The sequence below is a fragment of the Halalkalibacter flavus genome (assembly GCF_036663575.1).
Classification (GTDB): Bacteria; Bacillota; Bacilli; order Bacillales; family Bacillaceae_D; genus Halalkalibacter; species Halalkalibacter flavus.
On record NZ_JAWRVK010000046.1, the window covers coordinates 1 to 24,333 of the forward strand.

Sequence of the window (24,333 nt, forward strand, 5' to 3'; positions counted from 1 at the left end):
CGAACACGGTCGTTAAGCTCTTCAGCGCCGATGGTAGTTGGGGGCTTCCCCCTGTGAGAGTAGGACGTTGCCAGGCAGATAAAAGACAATCCAATGGATTGTCTTTTTTAGTATGCATAAACAGAATGCAGAAGGCGCTGAAGAGCTCTGTTCCGGAGGAACAGCATCTTCCTCGAATGAGCCGATGGTTACAACGTGAGTATACATCTCTGAAAAACATCGTGTCCCCCTGTGAGACGAACCCTTTCTCTTCGTAATACAACGTGAATTACTTCGAAGAACAACTGCATGCCCAATCATCCCCGTAGAAGAGAAAGGGTGAGCCAGGACGTTGCCAGGCAGGGTACGCTGCGCATGGAAATAGGAGAGCCGGATACGCTGCATAATAGTAATACGCCTGAAGGAGCAACATCTTCTTTGAATAAAGCCGATGGTTACAACGTGATACGCTTCTCTGAAAAAACATCGTATCCCCCTGTGAGACGAACGTCTTTTTTTCGTAAGCTTCATAGAGTGCTTCTAAGAAAAGCATCATGCCTTCCTTGTAGAAGAAAAGAAGTGAGTCCGAGCTGTTTCTCTTCGTAACACGACGTGAGAAACGTCGAAGAAAGAACATCATGCCAATCATCCCCGTAGAAGAGAAATGGCGAGCCAGGACGTTGCCAGGCAGGGCACGCTCTGCATAAAAATAGGAGCGATATAGAATAACTGCATTATAGTAATGGGCTTGAAGTAGCAGCATTTTTATAAATGCTAATTTAATAATACACACATCTTCCTCGAATGGGCCGATGGTTACAACGTGATTATACATCTCTGAAAAAACATCGTGTCCCCCTGTGAGACGAACGTCTTTTTTCATAAGCTTCACAGAGTGCTTCTAAGAAAAGCATCATGCCTTTCTTGTAGAAGAAAAGAAGTGAGTCCGAACCCTTTTTCTTCGTACCACGACATGAGATACATCGAAGAGCGACTGCATGCCCAATCAATCACGTAGAAAAGAAATAGCGAGCCAGGAGTTGCAAGGCAGTACACGCTTGCATTGACATAGGAGCAATGATGGAATGAAGCAGCCTGTCAGCAGAGCGCATGAAGGGACAACCTCTCCACACGGCAATATTCCTGATAAAGACAAAGAAGTGTTCTTTTATTTAAATGAGATGTTTGTTAAGGCAATACAAGGCGGCATAATGGTGCAGTCAACATTGGATCTATATGCTTGAATGTTGGAAGCTGCAGAGTACGAAGTCACGGCTGTACAGTACGAAGGAAATGATACGAACGAAGATGTTGTACATTTATCGACAGCTCAGTATAGAATTGAAGAATGCTTATAGCGCTACGCGATATGGACAAGTCCTGAAACAGTTTATTGTATATCTACAAAATGAAAGATTACATGAACCAGAGTTTTCCACACCCGGTACATATAAAATTCTAGAAAGATAGGGACTTTTTACCTCGTTTTTTTATGGCGTATCGCAGGGCGATATAACCTTGCAAATTTACCAAAGAACCTTCATATTTAATAGAAAGGAGGTTCGATATGCGACATGATATACAACCGAATGAACGATCTTTCTCTACCAAGGAAGTAGCAGAGGAAGCAGGGATAGCAACCCCCACTGTTCGAAAGTATGGCCAAATCTTAGAGCGGAATGGATATGAGTTTTTAAAAGATGGCGACCGGCGTATCTTTGTTAAATCCGATATAGAATCGCTTATAGCGCTACGCGATACGGACAAGCCCCTAGATGATACAGCTAAAGATCTAGTGTATCAACAACAAGAAAGATTAAAAGGATTCAACCAAACAGACATAGCGATAGCCGATACATACGAAAACTTACCTCGCGATCCCAATCAATTAAAAGAGATCTTACTGTTTTTATCCAATGAGCTTGCAGCTACACGTGAAATGAATGCTGAATTGACAGAAAGTATGTCTCAGCTTAAAACAACGGTTTCACGCCTCCAGCAAGATCATCATGTGATCAGTTCCACGATTGGAAATTCAGCTCAAAAAACTCATGCTAAAATTGAAAAATTAACGGAACAACAAAGGATCCATTACGAAACATTGCTACAACAAGAAAAACAAAAAAGCGAATTCTTACAACAACAGTTACAAAACTTAAGGGAAGAACAGAAAAAAGAGTGGCGTACACAAAACGAGTTTAATAAACGTTTAGAAGAAGTGATACAAAAGCCTAATAAGGACAAGTGGGATTGGATTTTCTCTTTATTTCGAAAACCATAGGGATCAGTTCCCAAACAGGGAGAAGAGGACATTCGAGTCAGTTAGTCTACGGATGCAGCTTAGTTTTGCTTATGAGAATGGAATTGATAGAACAAAGTGAGAGTGGATAGTGAAAAACTACCTGCTTTCTCCTTTTTTATGTGTGTGGAAATTTGTCGTACCTTGTATTTCCCGAGGAATATAGTATATCTTCTGCTGACGGTTTATTAAATCGTTAGTCGTCGAAACGGTAAAATTCATGTATATCGCCCATAGCGATACCCGATACGGACAAGTCCCTAAATTAATATAGCTAAAGATCTTGTGTAACAACACGGGGCTAATGAAATGGTATCCGGTATATCGCAATGTAAGAAATGAAGCCTTATAGGTTCTTTTATATCGTATTGCCGGACGATATATAACTCGGAACAAGGGACCTGTCCCTATGTCCCTCCTGTCCCTATGTCCCGGCTAGGAAATCGGAGATAGGAGACTGTAAGGTGAGCGTAGTGGCGATAAGGTGCGCTTGTATCCTGAAGTGGGCGATTTCCTTATTAGCCGGAGGCACAGGCATATGTTACGATTAAATGGATAATATATGGATTTATTTACTTTGTGAGCATGCTCAACAGAATATCTCACCTAAGAATCTACTAAAGCGGGTTGCTTGATGCTTGAAGTAAGAATCTACATACGTTGATTTATTCAGAGGAGGGTACTATGGCACAACCAAAATATTATATGAATCTTGATAAAATTAAAGAGATACCAGAAGAGGAAAAGGCAAAACTAAAGAAGATTACAGAAAAGTACGTGTTTCGTGTAAACGATTATTATTTAAGTTTAATTGACTGGAGCAATCCGAACGATCCGATTCGTAAGCTAGTGATTCCGAATGAAGGGGAACTAGAGGAATATGGTCGTTGGGATGCATCAGATGAGGATACGAATTATTCCGTCCCTGGTTGCCAACATAAATATGCGACAACGGCTTTGCTGATTGTGTCAGAGGTGTGTGGAGCCTATTGTCGTTATTGCTTTCGAAAGCGCTTGTTCCGAAACGATGTTAAGGAAGCGATGAGTGACGTCGAGCCTGGTTTGAAATACATTGAAGAGCACCCAGAAATTAATAATGTTCTATTGACGGGTGGGGACTCTCTCATTTTAGCTACGAAGAAACTTAGAATGATTATTGAGCGTCTGCGTGCGATTGATCATGTGAAAATTATTCGCTTAGGCTCGAAAATGCCTGTTTTTAACCCTATGCGAATTTACGAAGATGAGGAATTGCTCAAATTAATTCGTGAGTACTCAACAGCGGAAAAACGGATTTATGTGATGGCACATATTAACCATCCTGTTGAAATTACAGAAGAAGCCAAAAGAGGATTCCAAGCTCTGCATGATGCTGGTGCGATTGTCGTCAATCAGACACCTGTTTTAAAAGGAATTAATGATGATCCAGAAGTGTTAGCAGAACTACTGGATAAATTGTCATGGGCTGGCGTTACACCTTACTATTTCTTTGTGAATCGTCCAGTTGCTGGGAATAATGATTTCGTTCTTACATTGAAAGAGCTTTATGACATTGTTGAGAAGGCGAAAGCGAAAACTTCAGGATTAGGGAAGCGAGTACGGCTTTCGATGAGTCATACGAGTGGAAAGATTGAAATTTTAGCTATTGAAGATGGAAAAGCTTACTTGAAATATCATCAGTCACGTGATGACGAGTATGGAAAGTTTATGGTTCTTGACTGTCCTGATGATGCAGCATGGTTTGATGATTTGCCTGGCAATGAGCAGTATTGGAAGAAGCCAGAGAAGAAAAATGATGAAGTTGTTTCAGTGAATGAGATGCCGGATATGCCGAGAAAGAAGAAAAGAGAGCGTGTGGCGCAGTTGTAAATTATAGCGAATAGGTAGGTTGAAACAAAATAGCTATAACAAAGAGCAAAAGCATATCCGCTTTTGCTCTATTTACTTATATAAACAAAATGGTTTCAATTAATTGATTTGTATCCGGTTAAATCGAAAGGGAGGAGCCTATCCTGTCCCCAAAAGGAATATCCTCTCCGTTTTCCATCATAGTTATAAGGAGCAAACCAAAAAGGAGAGGGAATCATGACCATTATGTTCGGAACTCATATTATTCATACGGTTCAACCTGGTGATACCGTTTACCGACTTTCTGTTCAATATGAAAGTACAGTGGATGCCATTGCTCGGGCCAATGCTTTGTATCCTCCTTTTGTAGATCCATATGTGATCTATCCTAAGCAGATGCTCGTCATCCCAAAGGTGATTTCAAATGAAACGGGCACTCTTTACGTCATTCAACAAGGCGATACAATTGGAGCGATCTCACAGCGGTTTTCTAGTGATCCAGAGCTTTTAGTTGGAATTAATATCACGATACAAAATCCAAACTTTATTTTCCCTTATCAACAAATTCAAGTGCCTGCGGTAATTTACGAAGTGGAAACTGGAGATTCCCTCGCCTCGATATCAGAAAGATTAGGGATGTCAATCCAGACTATCATCGAGGCAAATACCGGGCGGCTTACGATCTCACCAGATGTACTTTACACTGGAATGAGACTTATCATTCCTCTTCCGATGTCACAGAACATCGTAGTCACGCAGCCATTCCCAGGGTCTGTTATTCGCGATACTCAGCTTATTTCCGGATATGCGCGAGCCTTTGAAGCCAATGTCCTTTATCGGGTGGTTGATGATAATGAAGTTGTTGTTACTGAAGAAACGTTCACAACAGCAGAATATGGAGCACCTTCTTATGGACGCTTCCGAGATAACATTCCATTTGATAGAGAGCCAACGACTAGTGGAGGAGTATTACAAGTGTATACGAGGAGTGCGAAGGATGGAACGGTGCAGGATCTTGTTCAGGTGAGGGTTTGGTTTGGGTAAGGTTTGGTAATTGGGTAAAGAAGGTGATATGACTTACGGGATGACGCCCACTCAGGCAGAACCAAAAACTCGTCAAGATGATCCTCTTTAATCAGGGCGGTAATTTAGTTTTATTAGTCCGCTTTTTGCTTAATGATCGGATGTAAAAAAACGACAGACCCAAAAGACAGCGGTTTGTCTCTTGGGTCTGTATTAATAATAGAGAATCTAATCAATTGGTTTATTAGACTATAATTCCAATAATGAATTGGGATATCGTTATTAATCTTTTCATCTTGTACCAGAAGGTCAAAGCGAATCTACTTGTCAGTTACCTTCCCGAATAAATCGTACTGCGTTTAAACCTATCATTTGCGCAGGGATAGCCGTATTACCATCCGGTAAAATAGGAGAAATGGAAAGATCAGCAACTTTAAGATTTTTGGTACCAAAAACGTTTAAGAACTCATCAACAACCCCATCTCCAATATCTACTCCCATTTTACATTGCCCGCCAAAATGTTCGTAATTCTCATAAGAAGCCAATGCATGATCAGCAAGCAGACGTCTTTTTTCTTCTTCATCCGTTAAATTGAAGATACTCTCATCGGGGAAGACAACCTTATATATCCCATCTGGATCAAGCTCTCGAGCCCTCATTATGATATAAAAAGTCTCAATATATTGATTGACGATATAATTTAAGTCATCAGGGTTTTCTAACGGATTAAAACTAATAGATGGATAAGCTTCCGGGTCACTGTGCGCAACCGTCATTGTCCCTCTGCTTCGTGGGTTAAGGTCAGAAATTCCAACACTCATAATGTTGCTTTCCTTCTCACGATCAAAGTGCCAATTATTTTTCATTACTTCTCGAATTGGCACAAAGAGTGGTAGTGGGAACCCTAACAATTGAAGGCGGCGACTTGATTCCTGATCACTCTTAAAAGCACCTAATGCAACAGGGTCAAAAGCCAATAATTGTAGAAGCCTGCTCGTTTCAACCTCTATTCCCATCCCTACAAAATAATGAGTTTGGAAATTGTGGCCCACATTTGGACTGTTTACCAATGTTTTAATACCTGCTCGAGCTAAGTCTTCCGGTCTGCCTATTCCGGAACGTTGTAAAATAACTGAGGAAAAGTTACCTGCAGAGATAATAACACCTTTTTTAGCAAAACTTCGTTGGGAAACCCCGTTTCGAACATATTCAACGCCAACAGCAGTATGAACCCCGTTTTTTTGTTTAAATAATACTCTATTCACTGTTGATTTAGCAAAGATAAACAGTTTTCTCTCCCCAACTCCAATTCCATCAGGGTGGAATTCATTCCCTTGTGTAACAATCGTTTCATTTAAGTAACCAGTTGCCGTAGAGGAACGGACAAATCCATTTACATCTCTTTGAAGAAATTGTCCTTTGAAAAACGTACAATCTCCTATGCCCGTATTATAGTCTTGAACAATAGGAATATCCAAAACATCCGAAGTTGCTTCAGTTAAAACATGAATAAGTCCATTTTCCGGAATCATTTGTTGTCTAATAAAAATTGGACCATTTGTTCCCCGTTCTTCTGGACTTTGTGTATTTCCTGTGTAAGTTTCATTTTGTATAAATAAGGATCGAATATTTTCGTAATTCCACTGAGGAGCTTCGAGGAGATCAGCCCACTCATCATAAAGATGACGGCTTCCTCGTACTGCATACATAGCATTATGTTCGGAGCTTCCCCCAATTGCTCTACCACCTGTTAATCTAAGTTGACGCCCAATTTTTGGCTCTAACCTTGATAGAGTATTAAATGAATACCTATTATCAGTACTTAAAGTAAGAGCTTCAAACGCATCAGGACTACTTAACTCATCCACCATATTCGTTCCTGCTTCAAGTACTAGCACTGAAGTTTGATTGTCATCAGATAATTCTTTAGCAATCACCCCTCCCGCAGTCCCCGCCCCAATGACAATATAATCAAATGTATCAAGTGTTCGTTTCCCCATTAATTATCACCCTTTTTCAAAAATGTATTATAGTAAATGAAGAGAAAAGATGGATGATCTGGGTGATTGATACTATTTGGTGATATTTACCATAATTGGTTGATTGCCTATATCAGGCTTCCAAACCAGACATACACTACAATGAAAGCAGTTCTTGTAAATCAACATAAAGTAGAGGTGCCTTATGGGGGATATACCATTAATCGGAATAATGGTCCCTAGTAGGAAACAACAAAAAAAAATCTTACAAATATACAGTCGGTATAAAGGCGATTTAATGATTGATCTTTTTTGTTTTATTCCAAACGATATTAACTGGGGCAAACATAAAATTAAGGGAGTCTATTTAAAAGATAATACATGTGAAACGAAAATGTTTCGTTTCCCAGATGCAATTTACAACCGGTGCTATCAAAGGAGAGCAAAAACGATCCGTAGGCTGGAAAAATATATTGGTGAAAATAAATGTTTTAATCATATAACATACTTTAATAAATGGCGTGTCTGCGAAGCATTATCAAGCACGGAGCTAGATAAATATATCCCAAAAACGTGGTTATATAAGCCAGAGGTATTTATGAAAGAGTTAACTAAGGAAAAACGTTTGATTTTAAAGCCATCCTATGGATCACTTGGCAAACAAATTTACTTAGTTGAATTAACTGAAGGTTATATGATCAATGTATATCAAGATACGATATTACCTAGATACACCTTTAACGATAAGAAAGTATTGTTTCAAAAATTAAACGAGCTTATTGGGGAGAAGAACTACATTTTTCAAAAAGCAATCGAGATGGAAAAAGTAGATGGGAAAATTATAGATCTAAGAATTCTAGTGCAAAAGGATATAAATGGTAATTGGGTCGTTACAAACGGAGTTAGCAGAGTAGCTCCGTATAACTTCTTTATTACTAACTGTTGTGAAGTGATTTTAAAAATGGAAGAAGTGCTCGAGACGTTGATTAGTGATTCGTTTGAAAGATCCTTTTTTTTACAAGAGATTTATAAAACATGTATAAAAGCAGCACGAAAATTAGAAGAAAAAATAGGGTTGTTAGGGGAGGTTGGAATTGATATGGCTATTGATAAAAAGGGCCATCTCTGGATATTAGAAGTGAATGGTAAAATACAAAAAAGTATGTATCATATGATGGACAATAGCCATGATGACGAAGATGTCTCGCTTATTTATCAACGCCCATTAGAGTATGCCTATTATTTGTCACAAAATAAAGGGTAAGGAGAATGTCGCGCTAGTCTCCTGAGTAGTAACTGTGTTTAAAGGGAGAATTGAACAGCCTAGTTATACAAAAAAAATATTACAATTGCTGACCACTATCCTCACTCGAACTTTGGCGAATGCTATCGGACAGACAACTAGTTTTCCCTTTTGCATATAGTACCAAAAAGGGGGATTTGCATGAATTGGCAACAAAAAATTAGACACCTAATGGGGCAGCCTATTGGAGTTTCTTTTACAAACGGTCAAGGAACATCAGGTATATTATGTGATGCTAACGATGGGCAACTCTATATTATGGAATATATGTACCAATCTCAATTCGCATTAAAACACTATGATTATAGAATGATTCAAGATATTAACGGATTTCCGCCTTGTCACCAACAACATCATCACCACCAGCAGCAGCCGCTATATTAATATGTCAGAAAACGGAATCCGCTCATAACGAGTAAGGGGTGGTAGTGAAATAATAGGTCTTCTACTATTATGCAAGAAGGTAAGTTGCATAGTAGTTTTTTTGTTTGGTAGGAACTATTGGAGGTGTACGGCGACTTCGTGGGGGGGATGAGAGCCTCAGAAGCTTGTAGAGCACACTTATGCGTCTGCAAGAGGAGTTTGTGCGGGGCTAACATATCCGTTTATAGGTGTGGGGAGATATGAAGACCCAAAGTGACTGGAAATAGAGGTGGAAGGTCGTTGATTTTTGGCTTACTTAATGTGCGTGTGGAAAATTGTCGTACCTTGTATTTCCCGCGGAATATATTGTGTCGGTCTATTAAGAGGTAATCTCTGGATGCAGAAATAGGAAATTTCATCCGTATCGCCCATATCGTCACGCAATATGACAGCTCTTACACACACGATACGGCTAAAAACCTTGTGCATCAATGAAAATAAGGCAATAGTGTTTGAACTGACTGATATAGTGAAGCACGGAATGTGGATTTATCGGCTTTACGTTTCGTATCGCAGGGCTAACTTGGAAAAAACGGCTTGTCGTAACAGTGAAAAAGCGACTGCATGGTAGTTAAGTTGTACAAAAATAAGGATAGTGTTAGCGATATAACATTTGCTGACGACTATCCTTATTAGAATGAATTTCAGTTGTTATTCATTTCCTTGAAGTTCAAATTCAAACCCACTAATTTCGGCAATCATTCTGGGAAATTCGGTATTATCAAGTACACCATTAAATTTTTCAGCTCCTACACCAACAGTGAAGACTGGAACCATTTCTCCCGTATGTCCACCTGTGGCGCTTTCTTCCCTTATTTGTCGGTCGATCACTCCGGCACGGTAATGATGAGCGATAATGCTACCAACTTCCCAACCAATTTCGTGTGCTAGAATAAGGCGGCCTTCAGGGACGTTATTATCCCAGACATTTTCTTGGAATTGGCTTATTTCTTCATCTGTTAAATCAATGTTCGCGAATTCTGCAAACACATCACGGATGCTTTCAGCTGTAAAATTACCTGTATCTTCATCTAACTCTAATTGTTGTGATATATACTCTGGGGACACTCCTACTTCTTTTAAAGCTTCCATATCCATGACCTCTGTTGCTGCAATTCCCATAGTCTACGGCATTATCAAATTCAATCGTTTCCCTCCAGATACCTACGAAGTCAGCAGCGGGAGTAATGAAGGCCCAAACCGCTTGAAATGGTAGAGGAGAAGTCGTTCATAGAGGTGATGAAGCCCAAATCGCTTTGAAAAGCTAGAGGAAAAGTCGTTCATAAAGGTGATGAAGACCCAAATCGCTTGAAATCCAAGAGAAAAGGTCCTTCAGATTTCTCATCTATCCGAACCCGCTCATATGAATAAACCCAGTTTCTTAAAACCTATAACTAAAATGCATCTTTTCTGTCAGATTACTTCACGCGATTGCTTACAGCTCGTCTAATGCTTGATAAGATTAAGACATCAAAGAGAGCAGAACATTCGGGAGGTAATCAATATGACAAATACAGGTTTAAGAAATCCAGGAATTTTCACTTTGATTGGTCTAACATTTTCGGTGTTATTTAATAAATAAGAAGGTAATGTAAAACCTACCAGTTAGCCAAAAGGCTAGTTGGTAGGTTTTTTTTGCTCGTCTATTCCTTATAGTCCCACAGAATTCCGGGTTCCTCATTATCTAAAGATACATACGTATATTGGACAAATTGAAAGCGTCCATATTTTCCATTATAGCTCTTTGTCACGATCACTTCATATACTTCTATTGGCTCAGACTCCTCTGTCATTTTCCAGTTTTTTATTTTATTTGGTCTTGAGGTGGAAAATGTGTACGTATCTGCTCCAAAATGATTCATAAAGGTATGAACTCGATCCTGCATATAAGATGACTTTGAGAAGCGGTCTTGCATCTTTGGATGGAGCAACTCCCAAGAAGAAGCGAAATCAGCTTTTTGTTCTGCTTGATAAAATTCATCTACAAGGTTGCTAGCTTGCTTAGACTCAGAGGGGATTAGGATAAAAAGTAAACTAATGATGGCAATGATAGATGGGATGATAAGGATGAGTGGAGATTTCTGTCTACGCATGGGAGTCACCTTCTTTTAAGGGTTGTATCAAATAATATTCTGGATTGGGACAAAATATGAGTTTGTTTTTTCCTGAAAGTAGGGTTGTGGATTAGCAAAGCCCTCTTGTGACGGACACCTACCAAACTGATTAGTGAAAAGTGGATAATTATCACGTTATACACCTACTTTTCCACATCAAGCAAGATATACACAGGGGGGAGCTAACACTTTTATATGATTTTATAAGATTATCCACAGCTAATCCCTTTTAGAAGAAGTGTTTTGTGTTTATAATAGTTCTATAGAAAGGTGATGGTGACAATCAAACCGACTGATCAGTTAGCCAAGAAGCGATGGGAAGCTATGCCGGGTGATGTTAGAAAGAAACTTGAAGATAACGTATTTTGTCCTTCATGTGGAGTGACAACGATCGTAAATTATGAAGTCGATTCTACAGATTTCATGATCATTTTAAAGGGACATTGTAAAAAGTGTAACGGACAAGTAGCTAGAGTGATAGATTGATAAACTAACCACCTGTTCTCTAATCAAAGAGCAGGTGGTTAGTTCTTTTACCTTAGGTTTATAAATATCCCCTCATAGTTGTAGTAATCATCTATTTTTAGATCGATTTTGTTGTCGTTATCCTTTAACTTCTTCGGCACTTCAAAATAAATATACATGTCAATCTCTTCTTGTGCGGATAGGTCGTAATCAAATACAAATTCACTCGAATCATTGATTAGATAAGCATGGCCAGCGAAAAATTCATAGAAATCATCTTCTACTAATGTAAATCGAATCGGAGTGTCAAAGATCATATTTAAGGTTTTGTTAGATAAATTGGATGCCTTCGTCTCAATGACAAAGTAAATGGTGTTGTCTTCTGATGTTTTATGAAAAATAGTAGGGTAGTCTTTCCTGTAATTAGGTGGCTCAATGATGTTTGTGAAGTAAGAATCACCGATTGTATACTCTAGCAATTCTTCTACTATAATGTTGTTATTTTCAACTTGGACGTCGTATTCAACAGGAGCTTGATATTCATCAAACTCTTCAAAAACGTCCGTTACTTCGTATTCTTCATCATATTCATCTGGCACAAAGATTGCACTAATGACACCGATTATAAATAAGGCTGCTAATAATGATCCTACTGAGAACATAATTCTTTTAAAAGCATGGTCGCTTTTTTTATAATCCTTTGCTTTTCTAATAGAAGAATAATGGTTTATCATTGAAACTAACGTATTTGTAATAGAGCTATTTATTTTACTAAATAGGACCGAATCCTTAAAATGGCCGTTATATTCAAATGTAAGCTTTGAGTGTGTGGAGGTGTCAAACATTGATGAAACATTAGAAATCGCGTAGTACTCGTAAAATTGAAGGAAGTCTATGGTTGTCTCCCCAGTAGGAACATAAGATAGAAACATGATTCGATAGTCGCTAAAGATTAATAAACCTTCATATGTTCTGCCTTCGTCTTCGTCATAATATTCAGCTCTGCAAACCCCTTTAATCTCTTCTCCCTTTATATTTAAATAGGTTAAACAGGCGTCGGCTTCTCCGTCTGTAAGAACAATGCTGTCGTTTGTTATGTATTTTACTGTATTCCTAATATTTTCAATTTCCCACGTTTGAACAGTCAATGTACTCCCTCCTATTTGGCACAATAGTGCGTTTGTATGCGGTGTGAAGTGAACTATTTTTTATCATACAACATTTCCCATTTGGTCGTATGAGGAAAAAATACTGGTTAATTGGGAGTAGGAATGTTTTACCGAAAAATGTAAAGGGAATAGTGTAGATTCAAAAATGAAATCCTGTTACACTACACAAGTTGAACATTTAAGGGGGAAGGTGAGACGATGCTACAAGCATTGATTATTTTCATAGCCCAGTTGTTATTTGTCCCCGTGCTCACATTGAGAACGATCATGATGGTTAAGGGGATGAAGGAAAAGGCAGCGGTGCTCGGAATCCTTGAAGGGCTTATCTACGTTGTCGCACTTGGAATTGTCTTTAGTGATTTATCGAATTATTTAAATATGGTCGCCTACGCGATAGGTTTCGGTGTTGGTGTTTATCTCGGTCAACTGATCGAACAAAAGCTAGCGATTGGATACGTTTCAATTGAAGTGAACATTACGAATAAAAATGAAAAGTTAACGAGTCACCTGAGAGATGAGGGATTTAGTGTCTCAATGTCAGAGGTGGAAGGAATGAACCATGCTCGTAGATTTCGACTTGATTGTACCGCTCGACGTGATCGTGAAGAGGAGTTTATGAAAATTGTAAGTACGCATGAGCCGAACGCGTTTATCATTTCTTATGAGCCACGGAATTTTAAAGGTGGATATATTACGAAGGCGATGAAGAAGAGGAAAGAAAAGCGGGATAAGAGGGTTCGGGCATCGTAGGTTGATTGCATAAGAGGAAGAAGCTGAGTGGGATTGGGCACTCAGCTTTTTGCGCTTTAATTAAGTTGTAGGAATTCAAGAGTCAGATCTGTAAGTATTCTATGTCCTTCTTTTGTTGGATGGATGTCACCAAGGAGCACATACATATCTTGTTTGTATGACGATTGACAAAAAACAGTATCCTCTTTGGAGAGAGGTAAGGCGTAGGTCAATTAAACAGCATTTTCAGGTTTGTTTAAAAGGAAAAATTTAAAAAATCTCAATCAATTGCTATCTTACTTTACATAATTCCTTCTTCTAAGAAAAAACTAAAATAATAAATTTGTGGAGGAAATGATAATCTTATGCATATCGTCTATAACCTTTTGTATTTTTTAGCAGCTTGGCGTTGGGGGGATTGGAGAAACTGGCAAAAATATTATCCAACTATACTCTTTCTTATTTTGTGTGACCTACTACATAATTTCTTAGCGTATAATCAAGCTTTATGGATATACCATGAAACCTTATTACCTCAACTGCTTCCGAATCATACAACGATCTCATTATTGTATATGCTGGTAATGTATCCTGCGACGATTCTGATTTATTTGAAGTATTTTTTTAAAACAGATAAATGGACTAAAAGAGTCTTTCATTACGTTTTATGGGTTAGCATATATACGATTACTGAGTATACAAACATCCATGTTGGTTTATTTTTTCATCATAACGGTTGGGTCATGTGGCATTCAATATTATTTATAATGATGATGTTTATTTTATTTCCAATACATTATAAAAAACCTCTTTTGGCATGGGGGATTAGCTTGCCGATCATCTTACTAATAGTGATGACTTTTGACTTATCTCTGTATTTTAAGTAACTTTTTGAAAACTAGGTTTATCACCTTGAACTGCAGGTGATTAAGAAATTTTTTACATAGTGAAAACGCTCAGACAACTATAAATTTGTCTGAGGTTTTCGTATGCAATTTGTTTGGTCATTTACCATTTTATTCACGCTGCTTTAATAATTGGAACTGGAGGGAGTTTCTTTAAGTGAGAGGCCTTTATTTAGAAATATATCAACCTCTAAAAGACCTCCAAAACGATCCATCAACATCAATAAGTCCCATAATCTCCTCAAAAGGAATCGTAAACGAAGGAAAGCCGAATGCATAGGCGGCAATCTCATAAGGCTCAAAATAAATGGTAAGGGAGTTTTCATCTACATAAAATGGCTGATCAGGTTGAATGCCTTTGTATTGGTCAGGAAAGTAGTGTTGTGGTTCTGCTTGAATCTGTTTTCCGATGATATCACTAATGACCTTTACATAGTCACTGTCTGGTTTAAAAAGATCTTTGAGCTCATAGATCGTTCCTGTCTTTAGATCGATGGGCACATGGACTTGATAAGGCATGCCATGCGCTGCGCCAAACGGGTATTCATATCCTTCTAATTTGAGAACGAGTAGGTTTTTTTGAAAGAAGGAGACCGAGAAATCGCCGTAATATCCAAAGTCTAATTGAGTGGGAGGAATAGGGACAACTTTTGATTTTTGTTGCAATGTTAGGTTGACCTGCTTTTGAGCTTCGAGATTGGCCATTCCTTCCACATGTGGATAATAGACGAGGTAATCTTTATTAGGGCTGTACTTCCTAATATGAATTCGATATTTGTTATTTAAAGGGAAGCTAGTGTTAGGTTGATAGATGGGCCTCCCTGTTTGGTCATAGTAGGCCAAACTGTGGTCGACATTTGCTTGAATAATCCCTCCAACAAGCCGGACGGTTCCGACACCTGGAATAATCGGGAATGATGGGGCGCGTTTTCCACTGCGATCAATAAAAAAGGTGGTTTGACCGGCTGTCACAGAGCTTAAACCTTTTTGATATTCACCTACAGAATCATATAAAAAATCGCTCAAGATGCCCCCAGCAGTTGTTGCAACGCCGTACCGTGAGCCCGCAAATGGACGTTCTGGATCACGAGCCATTCCAACAGCTACTCTTTGCTCTCCTAGTTGCGTCATATCATTATAGGCAGGTGGGATGAGCAAAGTCGCGTTCTTATCAATTAATCCGTATTTGTTTTCTATTCCCTCGGCCATGTTTATAACGGCTCTGCCATCCCGAAAAGGCGACGCGTACGTATATTGAGGTTGAATCACAATGCGACCTTGTTCATCTACATAGCCCCATTTGTCTTGAAACGTTTTACTAAAAGCGATCAGTCCTTCGCTATAGCTCATCATAAAGCTATATGGATAGGTTTGAAGAGTTTCTCCATTTCGATTAATCAGTGCATGCTCATTTTCATTTGTTTTCACAAGTGCTTTGCCGTCTTTGAAATCATTGGCTGTTTCAAATTGTAGCGGTATCCGTTCGTTTCCTCGTTCATCTAAATAGCCATATAAAAACCGAACATTACTTGTATCAGCGAAAACAGCACGTTGGTCCTGATAGGGCATGATCAGTCCGTATCCTCTTTTTGTCAGCACTTGACCAGCTTCATTTATGACTTTATATCTGTCATCATCAATGACAACGGCAAGGCCTTCTGTAAAAGGCAAAATTGAATCGTATTTAGGCGGAATGACAAATTGACCTGTTTGATCAATCATGCCAGCTTTTCCGCTTGTTCTCGCAATCGCAAGTCCATTCTGTTGAAAATCATCAGCTTCTTCATATTGAGGTTGGATGATAAATTGTCCGCTAGTGTTAATATATCCCCATCTTTTCCCTTCTTTTGTGTTGATGAAAGCAGGGAGGAGGGGGAAGACTCTTCTTAGTTGTTGATTTATTTTCATTTATGATTCACTCCGTGTGTGGTTTGTCTAAATAGTATATGGTCGGAGATTTTGGTGGGTGCTTATCACAGACACATTCTTTTTTTAGGATGTGGAACCCTGTGAATGTAGTGATTTTTTAAAGAAAGGAGGGATTGAGATGAAAAAGCAAGGAAAGCAAAGAGCTAATGGCGTTAAGGGAAGACAAGAGCAGGGGCAAAAAGGCCAGCCTTCTAGAGACAATATGCAGCCAGTACCTCAGCCAAAGGATTATGAGGACATTGAATATTAAAGGTGTAGCCTGATTGCAGGAAAATAGTGATCACCTCCCCTTAATCAGAATAACCTGTATAAAGGGGAGGGGTTTTATGATTCTATTAACAAATCTGAGATCCTGGTTCAAGAAACATACCAATTCTAGTGGGCTTACTTATTATGATGTGATGCATTTTAAGTCGATAGGGTATAAGGAAATGTATCATAAGTATCGCTTTCACGAACAAAACAAGATAGAGGTTTAATGCAAAACGCCTCCATAATGTTCTATTATGGGAGGCGTTTTTTTATTTGCTTATAGTCCGCTGAACGACCTTATTTCTGTTAAAGTTCACTAGGGAAGGTTCAGAGGTATCCAGCATAAACTCATCATGGTTTTGTTTTTCTGATAACTTATGTTTGATTTGAGTATTTTCTAGGGATTCAGGCTTGTCTTCAATTAAAGGTGTCTTTTGCATGCCGGATAGCCACGTTTCAAGTTTATATGTTCCTCGATCAATGATTTGGCAAAGATCTTCAAGCGTTTCAACTAATTCAACTAAACAATCCAACCCACTCTTAAACTCAGCAACACCTGTGCCTGTCGCTTTGTCAGCTGAATGTTCCATTTTGTACAAGGTTTCATGATAACGGAATTCAATATAACAACTGCTGCGGTCCCAATTGTAATCGAAATAGGCTACATTTAATCGCTTCATAATCTTTACAAGCTTTCGTTCACACATATCTTGTTCTTTGCTATATGAAGTTTTAAAAATTTTTAAAATTTTTAGCATATCATTCACCTTCCGTTTTTAATATCCCCTAGTTTTACATACGTTTCGCTGTTATCTCTCACTTCTACAAAATTATCTAATCCCCTTTTGTAATCGTTTTACATATATCGACTTTGTTTTACAGGAACAGCGCTGACTATATTTCGTGAGACGACATAATCCTGATCACTGCTACGGTTCAGACGGATTCAAAGGTTGTCTAAAATTGTAAGATATTGTTGAAAGGTTTTTATGTGATTGATAGATTTATAAAAGTATGAAAGATTTAAAAAATGTAAGACTTAAAGAGAAATAGAATAGACTCCTACTTTTACAATTACTTACCATGAGTTATTTGTAATCATCTTGTCCTTTTTGTTAGTAATTCTGCTAAGATACTACCTGTTGAGTTTTTCATAGATTACTAACAAGGGCGGGGAATTTATTGGCAAAATTGACATCTAAGATTGTCCTTTCTATAGTTTTGGTATTTTCATTATTTACGGTAGGAACTCAGTCAGCTTATGCGGCATTATTTGATCCTTTGCCGTTTGAAGATAGAGAGTTAGGTAGAAACAGCAATACATATTTAGCAATGAAGAATAGACCTACTACTCAAGAACAACAACGTTTTATTCAAGAGGTTGTTCCATATGCTGTAAGGGCAAGTGAACAATGGGGAGTGCCAGCTAGTGCTATCATTGGTATGTCCGTATTAGAAAGTGGTTACGGAACGACAAGAATTGCTCATTATGCAAATAATCTTTTTGGAATCAAAGTGTGGGGATTTAATCCTGCTAACGCTTGGCAATTAAAAGGTCAACCTGATGAGGATTTTGAAAGAGCGATTCCGATTATTGAAAATTTAGGGCCAGACCGTATTATATTTGATGAAAGTCAAAGAAGAGATAATTGGTACCGACAATTCAACTCTTATGAAGATGCGTTTAATTTCTTAGCTGGGACACTTCTTCAAAATCAAAGATACGGCTTTGCTCGTGAGAAGTACCAATCGAATTTGACAAATGGTATGAGTATTGAGGATGCATCTAGACAGTATTTATTTGATATTGCTAATGCAGGGTATAACCATTTAGGTGGATCTTATTACCGTGATGCAGTAGGAAGAATAATGAATCAGTGGAACTTATTTGAGTATGATCGTCAAGATAATGGAAGTACAAAAAGTACGAATGGGTCAGTATTCCGTGACGTTAATGGACATTGGGCTGAAGAATCGATTTTATTTGCAGCGGAAAAAGGATGGCTTAATGGTCACTCTGATCAAACGTTTAGACCAAATAATCATTTAACTAGAGCACAAGCAGCAACGATTCTTTCTAATTTCTTAAACTTACAGTCAGAGGGCACTCCTGTTCGATTTAATGATATATCAACGAATTTTTGGGCATTCGATGCTGTTAGTTTAGTCGCGCAAAATAATATTATGAACGGTACAGGAAATGGAAATTTCTCACCAAGTACTGATGTAACAAGAGCACAAGTCGCTCAAATCTTTTACAATGCTGGATTTTATTCACAACCAGCACAAGGTGGAACAAGAGCTTTTACTGATGTGAGAGATGATCATTGGGCTTTGGTAGCGATTGAAACAATGAGACAAAAGGGTATTATTAACGGTTATTCAGATGGCACGTTTAAGCCTAATCAGCCAATGACAAGAGCCCAATTGGCTGCAATTATTCATCGTTTATATGAAAATAATGAAATAAATAAGTAAATCGAGTGAAGAGAAACGGGGGTTCCGTTTCTCTTCATTTGGTTCCATGAAGTGTCGGACAGAAAGCAGAGAAATAAAGCGTGAATATCGGTTGTTGCTGAGCAATAAGTGAAGAGGTGAATGGTATTTTTGTTATAATAAAAGATAGTTTGTTTTTTGTCGTTTATTTTTATACTGAAAGGTTCGCTATATTATGATATTAGAGTTAGCAATTATTTTTTTGATTCTCCTTTTTGGGAGTTTTATTCAAGGGGTAAGTGGCTTTGGATTTGGATTGATTGCCATGGGGTTCTTACCTTTAATGTTTACGGTGAAAGAAAGTACGCTTCTAGTTGTGTCGCTCGCCTTAGTGCTGTCAGTGAGTATTGCTTTGCAATTGTTTAAGCATATTCAGTGGCGGTCATTGCTTATTATTTTGTCTGCTGCGCTAGTTGGGCGTGTCGGTGGATTTTTCGTGTTGCATCATTATGGAGAGCTTGAAATTCTAAAGATATTCCTTGGTGTGTTTTTACTTTGTGTTGTTATTTATTTGTTCCGAAGCAAGCCTCCGAAGCCGGATTCGAAAGTGAATGGAACATGGCTTCCAATCATTTTAGGATTAGGAGGAGGTCTCATCGGCGGAGTGTTTGCTGTTGGTGGGCCATTTTTTGTGTTTTATTTTCTTTTGCTTTTTCATAACAACAAATATGCTTATAGCGCCAATCTTCAGGTGACCTTTGTTATGACCGCGATTATGACCGTGACGCTGCATGGAGTAAGTGGTGACTTTTCGTTAGATTTTCTAGGGTATTTCTTAGTTGGTCTTGTGAGTGTCTTGGTCGGCTCACGTCTTGGTGTTGCTCTGTTTACGAAGCTTTCCCAACAAAATATAAAAAAGATCGCTGGTATTGTTGTCGCGCTTGCAGCTGCTAACTTGATGGTGACGGCTCTTCTTTAGGGCTTTGGACAGTATAATGGTGAGTTTCGACAGTGAATCCCAAGTTCTCGACAGTTACTCCGCTAGTTTGGACAGAAAGCAAAGCTCGAACCGATTATGTAATGCTAATAAAGGGCGAGAGCTTTATTTTCCCAGCTTTTTTAATAAATAAAAGCACTACAATCGTCAAAAGCTTATGATAGTAGTTATTTTGTTCAAAGGGAGATGTGTTCATGTCTGATGTAACAGAAAAACAAGAAAAACAAGAGAAACCCGCAGTCGATGTACAAATTGACGACAGAATTCAAGTGACAAAAGGGGATTACAAAGGCGAGAAGGCATCAGTTATTAACATTTACAATAATACGATTGCGGTGAATTTTGACAACGTCAAACAAAATGATGGCAGCAGTCTGCGGACTGTTGTGAAGCATGATAGTTATAAGAAAATTAAGAGTTAACATTGTCGCTTAGCATTTTGATAATTCATCATAAAGATAAATTCCCTGTGTATTTCACTATACGCCCTTTTTCATTGTCCAGCTGCGAGCATGGCTTGTACAGTACTGTGGAAGCTTATTTTGATGCGGGTTTCGTTTCTGTTGGAACATCGTGTTTATAAATGCCTATGACGGTAATGTACGGATTTTTTGAGTGAGAAATCTAACTTCATCGAGCGTTGAGCGATCAACGCTCGTTCCCATAAAGAGAATATTTCAGTAGATTTGCAGATATATTTTCTTGCGTTGCCAACCCCAATGATCTTCACACTAAACCTCGTAAGTGTTTCAAACGCAATTCGTCCCCTTCAAGTTATAACAAAAGGATACATTTAACTATTTTTCAATAATAATGAAATTCTATGTTACCAAATGTTTCACTTTGCTAGTTTCTATTGGAAGAAATATAATAAAAAGATAAGTATTCTGTATAATAGATGTTCCATAGTAGTATAACTTTCTTAATATAATTTTAAAAAAGTCAAAATATAAGAGGTTTCGATAATATGGGAAAAGAAACAATTATTTTTTTGCATGGAATTGTCGGTAATAAGAATGCGTTTAAAAAAGAAATAGAGATGTTACAAGGTGACTATCAGTGTATTTCGTACGATCTGTATGATGTTAGAGACTCAGAAGTGGACGGGCTTCCTATCATAGATGTTTTTATGGAGCAACTTTATTGCAAGTTCGTTCTAGGAAATGTAAAAAAAGCTCATTTATGCGCACTTAGTTTCGGGAGTATTATCGCTCAGGCTTTTGCAAATAAGTATCCTGAACGAGTAGCGAGTATGACGTTTGTCGGCGGATATTGTTGCAATGAGCCATCGCAATTTAGTGAAAATCTCATTCGGGTGTTAGAGGATAAAGGGAAATCTGATTATAAAATGTGGCTAAAACAATATGCGACTTTGCTAAATCCAAATCATCCATTTATACGTGAAGACTCGGAATCTATCTTTTTGCATCATGCTCTCCAACTTCCCCCTAAAGTATTGAATAAAGCGATACGATTGCAGCTTGAATTCGATTCAAAGTCAGCGTTACTTGGAACGGAAATCCCTGTTTTATGGGTGATGGGAGAATATGATCAACTGTATAAAAGTACCCTTATCGATCTAAAGCAATATCTTCCTCATGTGAAATATGAAGAAATAAAACATGCTGGGCATGTAGCTCATGTTCACCAGCCTGAAAAATTTCTATTCCTATTTGAATCGTTCCTACGAAATGACCTAGGAAACATGACTAAAGAAGTGTTTATTTCTGACCATGAATTTCTTGAGACAGCCATGTAAAATTGGTTTGTATTTGGCAGAATTCACCTTTGTATGGGATTTCCTTTGCAGAGGTTTTTTAAATAGCTTTTGATGAAAAAGGAGGTGGCAATGGTTGTCTATTAAAAAGAAATTACCGTTAATTTTTACATTATTGGTCTTATGTATTTTAATTGCTCATAGTTCATTACATTACATGCGTTCGAAAGATAAGCTTGTTGAATATAAGGAAAGAGAAATTGAGTTAATTACTCAGGAAATATCATTTCAAGTAGAAAACGCCAAGGGCGGCGCTTTGTATGTTGAAGATATTATGGGAAGAGAGTTACGAACGGCTTCAATCGCTATTAGAAACTCCTTGCCTGCCAACTACGAAGATGTCACAAATGAACAATTAGTTGAGTTGGCCGAGGAACTGATGATATCTCATATTACCTTGCTTGCTGAAACAGAGGATGACATCATTGGAGTAAAATCGTCTGATCCTCATCAGATTGGGCTGTCAACAAATCAATGGCTGTTTTGGTATGATGCTTTCAAGCAGCTTTTCGCAGTAGAGCCTGTAACAGTGGAGGAGGGATTAGCTCTTCCTGAATATTGGACAGGTCCTATTGAAGTAGCTGCAAGTAATCCTGAACATACGGATAAGTGGGGATATTACTATGATGGATCTATGGATTATATTATTAATCCGTACAATCGCGATAACGAGGTACTTGAGTATGAGAAGCGGTTTGGTCCTGGGAACATCATTGAACGTTTTACAGATAAACTGGAAGGTGTCCTTGAGTTAACTGTAATTAATCCGGAGAGCTTTGGGAAAGAGATGGAAGAGCTTTATCTTGATTGGAATAACTTTATCCGGATTGTGGATCAACCGATTTGGTATGGAACATATGAATATGGCAATCAGGACCTCGATGTAGAGTTCGTTCAAGTAGCTGTAGAAACAGGCGAATCACAGAATTATATAGATGAGATCAATGGAAAAATGGTTTCAAAAACATTTGTTCCAATTGATCTGGATACACAGGATCCTTATGTCATTGGATTATCGTATGACTATAGCTTAATTGAGAACGAGTTAAGAAATGAATTATGGCAGCACCTCCTTTTATCAATTCCATTTATTTTTGGTGTGTTCCTTACAAGTTTAATATTCTCGCGTTCGATAACGAAACCGATTGGATATATTGTTGAAAAGGTAAATGAGATTGCTGAAGGGAATTTTGGGGGAAATATCGAGTTAAAAAGAAAAGATGAGCTTGGCCATCTTACGCAAAATGTGAATGCATTATCAAATTCTCTACAAAATTATGTAGACGATTTGAAAGAGAGCCAGAAGGTGATTAAATTTCAGGCTTACCACGATCCGCTTACAGGTTTACTTAACAGAAGGTACTTCCAAGAAGAGTTAGAGCAAAGAATGGAACATGCCAAAGGAACAGGAGAGACGGTCGCTGTCTTATTTATTGATATCGATCGCTTCAAAGATGTGAACGACACGTTAGGTCATGCCAAAGGAGATCAATTAATCCAATTGATTTCAAAACGAATCCAGAGCTGCCTGACTAAAGGAAATAGTGTTTTGACGAGACAGGGCGGAGATGAATTTGTTATTTTGTGTAGCCAGCTTGAAAAAGAAGAGGTTATGACGATTGCTGATACGATTATAGAGAAGGTTAATCAACCATTTTTGCTAGATGGAAATGAAGTAACAGTCAGTGCGAGCTGCGGCATAAGCCTGTACCCGGAACATACTGACAATATGGATGCTCTGATGATAAACGCCGATGGAGCGATGTATGTTGCCAAGAAAAAGGATGGAAATAAAGCGATACTTTATGATGAGAAAATCAGCATAGAGAAAAACAAGAAACTACGTATTGAAGCGCGCTTAAGAAAAGCAATAAAAAATAAACAGATTGAAGTCTATTATCAGCCAAAAATCGATGCTCGTACTAATATAATGACGGGAGTTGAAGCATTACTCAGATGGACAGATGAAGAGCTTGGGTTTGTTCCGCCAGACAAGTTTATTGCTGTTGCGGAGGAAACAGGACTCATTAATCCATTGTGGGAAATTGCCATGAAAAATGCTTGTTCCCAGGTAACGAAGTGGAATGAAGGTCGAGTCGAATCATTAAGTCTTGCGGTGAACTTCTCTGCGAAACAGTTTCAAGATCCGTGCTATTTAGTCAGACAAGTGAAAGAAATCATTTCTGACTGCGGGTTAGCACCCGAACTTTTTGAAATTGAAATTACAGAAAGTACCCTCCTTTTCAATTCGAAAGAAACGATTAGGGCTTTAAAAGGATTACAAGAATATGGAATTTCCATTTCGATTGACGATTTTGGAACAGGCTATTCTTCGTTAAGTTACTTAAAGACATTGCCAATCAACTGCTTGAAAATAGACCGCTCCTTTATTCAAGATATTCAAGAGGATCATAGTAATTCTGAAATAGCAGAAACGGTTATTCACCTCGCACGCGGATTGCGATTACACGTTATTGCTGAAGGGGTAGAGGAAGAATATCAGAAAGAGTTTCTGATGAAGAATGACTGCTATCACATGCAAGGCTATTTGTTTAGTAAACCGGTTTGTGCGGAAGAGTTGGAGAGGTTGTTGGGGTAGGTGGATACCACCCGAAGTTTGTCATATGGAATCAAAAGGGTGCCTGATCTCCTGTCTGTTTTGCTAGTCAAAATAGACAGGAGACAGGTTTTTTTGTAAATAGAAA

22 protein-coding genes and 1 rRNA gene are annotated in these 24,333 nt (G+C 38.3%); 16 read left to right on the forward strand and 7 right to left on the reverse strand.

What is annotated here, in order from left to right; all coding sequences use genetic code 11:
• Positions 1–76, forward strand: a 5S ribosomal RNA gene (gene rrf, locus SAY88_RS26080); the annotation flags it as partial.
• Positions 77–268: 192 nt separating this feature from the next.
• Here the strand turns inward: rrf and SAY88_RS21040 are convergent.
• The gene (locus SAY88_RS21040; RefSeq protein WP_332634112.1) at positions 269–871 is read right to left on the reverse strand and encodes a hypothetical protein; all 603 of its coding nucleotides are present in this window, start codon (positions 869–871) and stop codon (positions 269–271) included.
• 193 nt (positions 872–1,064) lie between these two features.
• Between SAY88_RS21040 and SAY88_RS21045 the strand changes: the two genes are divergently transcribed.
• From SAY88_RS21045 to SAY88_RS21060, 4 genes are all read left to right on the forward strand, one after another.
• Positions 1,065–1,223 carry a hypothetical protein gene (locus SAY88_RS21045; RefSeq protein ID WP_332634113.1) on the forward strand — a complete coding sequence of 53 codons (159 nt, stop codon included), beginning with the start codon at positions 1,065–1,067 and terminating at the stop codon, positions 1,221–1,223.
• 323 nt (positions 1,224–1,546) lie between these two features.
• Positions 1,547–2,260 (forward strand): hypothetical protein, encoded by a 714-nt coding sequence (locus tag SAY88_RS21050; protein WP_332634114.1) that lies wholly within the window; start codon positions 1,547–1,549, stop codon positions 2,258–2,260.
• A gap of 702 nt (positions 2,261–2,962) precedes the next feature.
• Positions 2,963–4,147: a KamA family radical SAM protein gene (locus tag SAY88_RS21055; RefSeq protein WP_332634115.1), complete on the forward strand. Its 1,185-nt coding sequence runs from the start codon at positions 2,963–2,965 to the stop codon at positions 4,145–4,147.
• 216 nt (positions 4,148–4,363) lie between these two features.
• Positions 4,364–5,170 carry a LysM peptidoglycan-binding domain-containing protein gene (locus SAY88_RS21060; protein WP_332634117.1) on the forward strand — a complete coding sequence of 269 codons (807 nt, stop codon included), beginning with the start codon at positions 4,364–4,366 and terminating at the stop codon, positions 5,168–5,170.
• Positions 5,171–5,476: 306 nt separating this feature from the next.
• On the opposite strand, the gene SAY88_RS21065 is transcribed toward SAY88_RS21060, so the two are convergent.
• Entirely contained in the window at positions 5,477–7,150 is a 1,674-nt protein-coding gene (locus SAY88_RS21065) for a GMC family oxidoreductase (RefSeq protein WP_332634119.1), read from the reverse strand.
• A gap of 184 nt (positions 7,151–7,334) precedes the next feature.
• Between SAY88_RS21065 and SAY88_RS21070 the strand changes: the two genes are divergently transcribed.
• Positions 7,335–8,393 carry a YheC/YheD family endospore coat-associated protein gene (locus SAY88_RS21070; RefSeq protein ID WP_332634120.1) on the forward strand — a complete coding sequence of 353 codons (1,059 nt, stop codon included), beginning with the start codon at positions 7,335–7,337 and terminating at the stop codon, positions 8,391–8,393.
• 180 nt (positions 8,394–8,573) lie between these two features.
• A complete protein-coding gene (locus SAY88_RS21075) occupies positions 8,574–8,816 on the forward strand; it encodes a hypothetical protein (protein WP_332634121.1) in 243 nt (80 codons plus the stop codon).
• Positions 8,817–9,506: 690 nt separating this feature from the next.
• Here SAY88_RS21075 and SAY88_RS21080 read toward each other — a convergent pair.
• Together SAY88_RS21080 and SAY88_RS21085 are read right to left on the reverse strand one after the other, a co-directional pair.
• The gene (locus tag SAY88_RS21080) at positions 9,507–9,947 is read right to left on the reverse strand and encodes a hypothetical protein (RefSeq protein ID WP_332634122.1); all 441 of its coding nucleotides are present in this window, start codon (positions 9,945–9,947) and stop codon (positions 9,507–9,509) included.
• Between the two features lie 551 nt (positions 9,948–10,498).
• On the reverse strand, positions 10,499–10,948 hold the full coding sequence (locus tag SAY88_RS21085; RefSeq protein WP_332634123.1) for a hypothetical protein: 450 nt from the start codon (positions 10,946–10,948) through the stop codon (positions 10,499–10,501).
• 294 nt (positions 10,949–11,242) lie between these two features.
• On the opposite strand from SAY88_RS21085, the gene SAY88_RS21090 reads away from it, so the two are divergent.
• Positions 11,243–11,455 (forward strand): hypothetical protein, encoded by a 213-nt coding sequence (locus tag SAY88_RS21090; protein WP_332634125.1) that lies wholly within the window; start codon positions 11,243–11,245, stop codon positions 11,453–11,455.
• A 47-nt stretch (positions 11,456–11,502) separates the two neighbouring features.
• Here the strand turns inward: SAY88_RS21090 and SAY88_RS21095 are convergent, their stop codons facing one another.
• Positions 11,503–12,582, reverse strand: a complete 1,080-nt coding sequence (locus SAY88_RS21095; RefSeq protein WP_332634126.1) for a hypothetical protein — start codon at positions 12,580–12,582, stop codon at positions 11,503–11,505.
• Between the two features lie 219 nt (positions 12,583–12,801).
• On the opposite strand from SAY88_RS21095, the gene SAY88_RS21100 reads away from it, so the two are divergent.
• Positions 12,802–13,353 carry a DUF2179 domain-containing protein gene (locus tag SAY88_RS21100; protein WP_332634127.1) on the forward strand — a complete coding sequence of 184 codons (552 nt, stop codon included), beginning with the start codon at positions 12,802–12,804 and terminating at the stop codon, positions 13,351–13,353.
• Between the two features lie 344 nt (positions 13,354–13,697).
• Positions 13,698–14,219, forward strand: coding sequence for a CBO0543 family protein (locus SAY88_RS21105; RefSeq protein ID WP_332634129.1), 522 nt, complete (start codon positions 13,698–13,700; stop codon positions 14,217–14,219).
• Positions 14,220–14,420: 201 nt separating this feature from the next.
• Here the strand turns inward: SAY88_RS21105 and SAY88_RS21110 are convergent, their stop codons facing one another.
• On the reverse strand, positions 14,421–16,145 hold the full coding sequence (locus SAY88_RS21110) for a WG repeat-containing protein (protein ID WP_332634131.1): 1,725 nt from the start codon (positions 16,143–16,145) through the stop codon (positions 14,421–14,423).
• A gap of 139 nt (positions 16,146–16,284) precedes the next feature.
• On the opposite strand from SAY88_RS21110, the gene SAY88_RS21115 reads away from it, so the two are divergent.
• Positions 16,285–16,416, forward strand: coding sequence for a hypothetical protein (locus tag SAY88_RS21115; RefSeq protein WP_332634133.1), 132 nt, complete (start codon positions 16,285–16,287; stop codon positions 16,414–16,416).
• 271 nt (positions 16,417–16,687) lie between these two features.
• On the opposite strand, the gene SAY88_RS21120 is transcribed toward SAY88_RS21115, so the two are convergent.
• Positions 16,688–17,176, reverse strand: a complete 489-nt coding sequence (locus SAY88_RS21120; RefSeq protein WP_332634135.1) for a hypothetical protein — start codon at positions 17,174–17,176, stop codon at positions 16,688–16,690.
• Positions 17,177–17,600: 424 nt separating this feature from the next.
• Between SAY88_RS21120 and SAY88_RS21125 the strand changes: the two genes are divergently transcribed.
• The 5 genes from SAY88_RS21125 (at position 17,601) to SAY88_RS21145 (ending at position 24,227) form a co-directional block, all read left to right on the forward strand.
• Entirely contained in the window at positions 17,601–18,896 is a 1,296-nt protein-coding gene (locus SAY88_RS21125; protein ID WP_332634136.1) for an S-layer homology domain-containing protein, read from the forward strand.
• A gap of 193 nt (positions 18,897–19,089) precedes the next feature.
• Positions 19,090–19,833 carry a sulfite exporter TauE/SafE family protein gene (locus SAY88_RS21130; RefSeq protein WP_332634137.1) on the forward strand — a complete coding sequence of 248 codons (744 nt, stop codon included), beginning with the start codon at positions 19,090–19,092 and terminating at the stop codon, positions 19,831–19,833.
• 212 nt (positions 19,834–20,045) lie between these two features.
• Entirely contained in the window at positions 20,046–20,273 is a 228-nt protein-coding gene (locus SAY88_RS21135; protein WP_332634139.1) for a DUF2187 domain-containing protein, read from the forward strand.
• A 545-nt stretch (positions 20,274–20,818) separates the two neighbouring features.
• Positions 20,819–21,610 (forward strand): alpha/beta fold hydrolase, encoded by a 792-nt coding sequence (locus tag SAY88_RS21140; RefSeq protein WP_332634140.1) that lies wholly within the window; start codon positions 20,819–20,821, stop codon positions 21,608–21,610.
• Between the two features lie 94 nt (positions 21,611–21,704).
• Positions 21,705–24,227 (forward strand): putative bifunctional diguanylate cyclase/phosphodiesterase, encoded by a 2,523-nt coding sequence (locus SAY88_RS21145; protein WP_332634141.1) that lies wholly within the window; start codon positions 21,705–21,707, stop codon positions 24,225–24,227.
• Positions 24,228–24,333 lie beyond the last annotated feature (106 nt).

Excerpts from the sequence above, each read along its gene's own strand:
- SAY88_RS21065 (WP_332634119.1), bottom strand. The coding sequence starts at position 7,150 with ATGGGGAAACGAACACTTGATACATTTGATTATATTGTCATTGGGGCG.
- SAY88_RS21105 (WP_332634129.1), top strand. The coding sequence starts at position 13,698 with ATGCATATCGTCTATAACCTTTTGTATTTTTTAGCAGCTTGGCGTTGG.
- SAY88_RS21115 (WP_332634133.1), top strand. The coding sequence starts at position 16,285 with ATGAAAAAGCAAGGAAAGCAAAGAGCTAATGGCGTTAAGGGAAGACAA.
- SAY88_RS21045 (WP_332634113.1), top strand. The coding sequence starts at position 1,065 with ATGAAGCAGCCTGTCAGCAGAGCGCATGAAGGGACAACCTCTCCACAC.
- SAY88_RS21090 (WP_332634125.1), top strand. The coding sequence starts at position 11,243 with ATGGTGACAATCAAACCGACTGATCAGTTAGCCAAGAAGCGATGGGAA.
- SAY88_RS21055 (WP_332634115.1), top strand. The coding sequence starts at position 2,963 with ATGGCACAACCAAAATATTATATGAATCTTGATAAAATTAAAGAGATA.
- SAY88_RS21070 (WP_332634120.1), top strand. The coding sequence starts at position 7,335 with ATGGGGGATATACCATTAATCGGAATAATGGTCCCTAGTAGGAAACAA.
- SAY88_RS21135 (WP_332634139.1), top strand. The coding sequence starts at position 20,046 with ATGTCTGATGTAACAGAAAAACAAGAAAAACAAGAGAAACCCGCAGTC.
- SAY88_RS21075 (WP_332634121.1), top strand. The coding sequence starts at position 8,574 with ATGAATTGGCAACAAAAAATTAGACACCTAATGGGGCAGCCTATTGGA.
- SAY88_RS21050 (WP_332634114.1), top strand. The coding sequence starts at position 1,547 with ATGCGACATGATATACAACCGAATGAACGATCTTTCTCTACCAAGGAA.
- SAY88_RS21120 (WP_332634135.1), bottom strand. The coding sequence starts at position 17,176 with ATGCTAAAAATTTTAAAAATTTTTAAAACTTCATATAGCAAAGAACAA.
- SAY88_RS21130 (WP_332634137.1), top strand. The coding sequence starts at position 19,090 with ATGATATTAGAGTTAGCAATTATTTTTTTGATTCTCCTTTTTGGGAGT.
- SAY88_RS21080 (WP_332634122.1), bottom strand. The coding sequence starts at position 9,947 with ATGGAAGCTTTAAAAGAAGTAGGAGTGTCCCCAGAGTATATATCACAA.
- SAY88_RS21140 (WP_332634140.1), top strand. The coding sequence starts at position 20,819 with ATGGGAAAAGAAACAATTATTTTTTTGCATGGAATTGTCGGTAATAAG.
- SAY88_RS21110 (WP_332634131.1), bottom strand. The coding sequence starts at position 16,145 with ATGAAAATAAATCAACAACTAAGAAGAGTCTTCCCCCTCCTCCCTGCT.
- SAY88_RS21100 (WP_332634127.1), top strand. The coding sequence starts at position 12,802 with ATGCTACAAGCATTGATTATTTTCATAGCCCAGTTGTTATTTGTCCCC.
- SAY88_RS21060 (WP_332634117.1), top strand. The coding sequence starts at position 4,364 with ATGACCATTATGTTCGGAACTCATATTATTCATACGGTTCAACCTGGT.
- SAY88_RS21085 (WP_332634123.1), bottom strand. The coding sequence starts at position 10,948 with ATGCGTAGACAGAAATCTCCACTCATCCTTATCATCCCATCTATCATT.